Annotated in this window: 3 protein-coding genes and 1 pseudogene; 2 read left to right on the top strand and 2 right to left on the bottom strand. The window is 69.0% G+C overall.

The window, feature by feature from the left end; genetic code table 11:
• Positions 1-267, bottom strand: a pseudogene (locus R6V09_RS48445) (DEAD/DEAH box helicase); the annotation flags it as partial.
• A gap of 301 nt (positions 268-568) precedes the next feature.
• On the opposite strand from R6V09_RS48445, the gene R6V09_RS48450 reads away from it, so the two are divergent.
• Positions 569-1387 carry an SAM-dependent methyltransferase gene (locus tag R6V09_RS48450; RefSeq protein WP_317887822.1) on the top strand — a complete coding sequence of 273 codons (819 nt, stop codon included), beginning with the start codon at positions 569-571 and terminating at the stop codon, positions 1385-1387.
• Here R6V09_RS48450 and R6V09_RS48455 read toward each other — a convergent pair.
• Entirely contained in the window at positions 1384-2100 is a 717-nt protein-coding gene (locus R6V09_RS48455; protein ID WP_317887823.1) for a GPP34 family phosphoprotein, read from the bottom strand. The genes R6V09_RS48450 and R6V09_RS48455 overlap by 4 nt on opposite strands.
• A 206-nt stretch (positions 2101-2306) precedes the next feature.
• On the opposite strand from R6V09_RS48455, the gene R6V09_RS48460 reads away from it, so the two are divergent.
• Entirely contained in the window at positions 2307-3677 is a 1371-nt protein-coding gene (locus R6V09_RS48460; protein ID WP_317887824.1) for a histidine-type phosphatase, read from the top strand.
• Positions 3678-3722: the final 45 nt, after the last annotated feature.

Consider the following 3722-nt stretch of genomic DNA (forward strand, 5'->3'; position numbering starts at 1 on the left):
GATCGGCAGGGTCGCGTCGCCCCCGGCGAGCAGCTGCCGCCAGACATCCACCGACCGGCCGGGCGCGTCGAGGGGTGCGTCGGTGAGCCGGTCCGGCTCGATGAGCGCGCAGTCGACGTCGGTCACCTCGAACCCGTCGAGGTCCGGGGTCGGGACGACCAGCGCGACGGCCTCGACGTCATCGGCGGGCGGAGCGGCGCCCCCGGCTCGGCCGGGCCAATTCCACAGGGCGAACATATGCCGGTCGGGCAGATAGGTGGCCTGCACGAAGAAACAACCTCGGGTGCGCTCGATAAAGAACTGACGCTTGGACCGTAGGGAACGAACAGACCCCTGTCAATTCCCCTTTCCCATGAACCAGCTTATTCCCAGAGGGAGTTACCAGGGCCACACCAGCCCCCTTCTGTCAATTAATTCAAGAGAAACAACGCCCGGTTCCAGAAATCCACCGAGGACATGTCGCAAGCCAATTTGTCAATTCCCGATCCGACGGAGTCGTCGTCCGGACGACCGTCGGCATGCCAGGATGATGATCTGACAGCCACTCACCAAGACGGAGCCTGGCCTCATGACCTCTCCCAGCGGGGACGGCAGTGGCGCCCAGCCACTGATCATCGACACCAGCAAGCCCCACCCGGCGCGGATGTACGACTACTTCCTCGGGGGGAAGGACAACTACCCGGTCGACAGGGACGCCGCCGAGCAGTTCATCAAGGCCGCTCCCGAGGTGCGGGAGGGTGTCCGGGCCAACCGGCGCTTCATGCACCGGGCCGTCCGCCATGTGGTGGAGGAGGGCGGGGTGCGGCAGATCCTCGACATCGGCACCGGGCTGCCCACCGAGCCGAACGTGCACCAGATCGCGCAAGCCGTCGCCCCGGACACCCGGATCGTCTACGTCGACAACGACCCGATCGTCAGCACCCACTCGATGGCCCTGATGGAGGGCACCGACACCTCCGTCATCCTGGCCGACCTGCGCGATCCCCGCGCCATCCTCGACCACCCCGAGGTCCGCAAGGCCATCGACTTCGACCGGCCGGTGGCGGTGCTGCTGGTGGCCGTCGTGCACTTCCTCGCCGACGACGGGGACCCGTACGGCATCGTCGCCACCCTGCGCGACGCACTGCCGGCGGGTTCCTATCTCGTTCTCTCGCACGCCACCGGTGACGTACACGAGGACCAGCGCGAGGAGGCGGCGTCCGTCTACAACCGGGCCACCGCCACCCTGAACCTGCGCACCCACGCCCAAGTCCTGGACTTCTTCGGCGACTTCACCCTCGTCGACCCGGGCCTGGTCCGCGTCACCCACTGGCGGCCCGAGGAAACGCCCGACCCGAACGCCGCGCCCATCGGCATCTACGGCGCGGTGGCCCGGAAGGGCAGTTAGTCGCCGACCGTGATCGTCCTGCCCTCCCGGGCCGGCAGTGAGAAGCCCAGCACGGTGCTGGTGTCGCGCAGGGCTTCCGGGAGGGCCCCTGCCGCGCCGATGCCCCGGGCGCGTTCGAGGCGTTGGGGACGGGTCATGGTGAGGCCGAAGTCCTTCGTCAGGTCGGCGCCGTCCAGCAAGTCGCAGAGGAACAGCATGTGTTCGTCCAGCGGCACCCGTTCGGCGCGGACGGCACGGACGCCTTCGATCAGCGCGCCGCGGAGGGCGGTGTCCGGGTGGTGGCGTGTTCTGGTGAGGAGGGTGCCGGGGCTGTGGCGCAGTACGCCTCGCCCGGTGAGTGCGCTCGGGTGCAGCGCGAGTGCTTCCCGGCCGCGTTCCCTGAGCCAGCGGGTCACCGTGAGGGGGCGGGGGGCGAGGGCGGTTGTGCGGGTCCACAGGGCGGACAGCAGGTCGTCCGCCCAAGTCAGGCCTGTGTGGGGCGTGTTGGGAGACAGCTCGATTTCGCCGCGGAGCCGGTAGATCTCGACGCCGAGTTTCCGGGTCTTCCTGGGCCTGACCAACAGCCTTCTCCGCAGGGCCAGTTCACCGAGTTCCGCCGCCGCGCAACCGGCCGCGGCCTGACGGGAGTTGGGCACCCTGCCGTTCTCCCCGTACGACAGCAGGGTGAACTCCTCGGGCAGGGACAGGCGTTGGAGCGGCGCGGGTCCGAACATGCGGTGCATTCTGCACGGCGGGCCGTTCGTCCGTGGCCAGGATCAGGATCAGGATCAGGATCAGGAAGTGGTACCGGGCAGGTCGAACCGCCCCGCCCTGCCCGCAAGCCCTGCTGATCCGCTTCCGACGCGCGGCCGGGAAGCCGAGCCCCGGGAGTCATCCCGAGTGCACCCGGCGTTCATGTCCCCCGCGAAACATGCAGCTCATGAGACGTGTCACCCCCGCCGTGGTCCTCGGCACGGCCGCGCTGCTGGCCACCCCGTTCGCCGCCCAGGCCGCCCCCGGCGGCAACGCCCACACCGACAGTTACGGCACGAAGGCCGTGTACACGCCGGAGCAGAACTCCCGCTCGTACCAGAAGGCCCCGGCCGGCTTCACCCCCGTCTTCACCGAGAACGTGTCCCGGCACGGATCGCGCTCCGCGACCGACGGCTCGGACGGCGACCTGATCCTCGCGCTGTGGAACAAGGCCGAGGCGGAGGGCCAGCTCACCGCGAAGGGGCGGGAGTTCGGGCCGAAGACGCAGGCCCTCGAAGCCGCCATGAGCACGATCGGGTACGGCAACCTCAGCGCGCGCGGCAAGGCGGAGATCCAGGCCACCGCCACCCGGACGGCCAAGCGGCTGCCCTCCCTCTTCGCGACGATCGCGAAGGACAAGGAGCCCATCGACGTCGTCAGTTCGGGGCAGGGGCGTGCCGTCGACAGCGCCAATCTGTACGGAGCCGCGCTCGCGCAGACCGACCCCGACCTCACCTCCCTCATCGGCACGACCCGTACCGACAAGGACCTCCTCTACTTCCACAAGGCCGCCGGCGGTGCCGCGTACCGCGACTACATCGCCAACGACCAGCGGCTCGCGACGACCCTCAAGACCGTCACCGACCAGCCGAAGACCCACCGCGCCGCCCGCGACGTACTGAGGAAGCTCTTCAAGCCCGCGTTCGTGGACCGGATCACGGCGGGCGAGTTCTCGTCGATCGGCACGGACGTCGAGGCCGCCACGGCCGTCTACAACCTGTACGCCATCGCCCCCGCGATGAGCGAGGAGAGCCCGGGCGGCAAGGGCTGGGGCATGGACCGGTACATCTCGGCGCGCGACGCCGACTGGTTCGGGTACATCTCCGACGCCGAGGACTTCTACGAGAAGGGGCCGGGCTTCGCGGACAGCGACATCACGTACAAGATGGCCGACGTCCTGCTCGACGACTTCTTCAAGCAGGTCGAGGCCAAGCGCGACGGCACGAGCGACCTGGGCGCCGAACTCCGGTTCACCCACGCCGAGGAGATCATCCCGCTGGCCGCGCTGATGGGCCTGCCCGGCAGCACGAAGGCCGTCACGGCCGACCAGCCGTACACCTACGCGAGCAACCCGTGGCGCGGCGCCTCCGTCGCCCCGCTCGGCTCGAACATCCAGTGGGACGTCTACCGCAAGGGCAACGCCTACCTCGTGCGCATGCTCTACAACGAGAAGGAGACCGCGTTCAAGGCCGGCTGCCGTCCCGTCTCGAAGGGCAGCAAGTTCTACGACCTGAACGAGCTGGAGCGCTGCTTCGGCCGTACGCCCTCGAACGGCTGATCAACGCCCCTCACTGTCACGATTGCCCCGGCTCCACGACGGCCC

The organism is Streptomyces sp. W16, from assembly GCF_033194735.1.
In the GTDB taxonomy this organism is placed as follows: domain Bacteria; phylum Actinomycetota; class Actinomycetes; order Streptomycetales; family Streptomycetaceae; genus Streptomyces.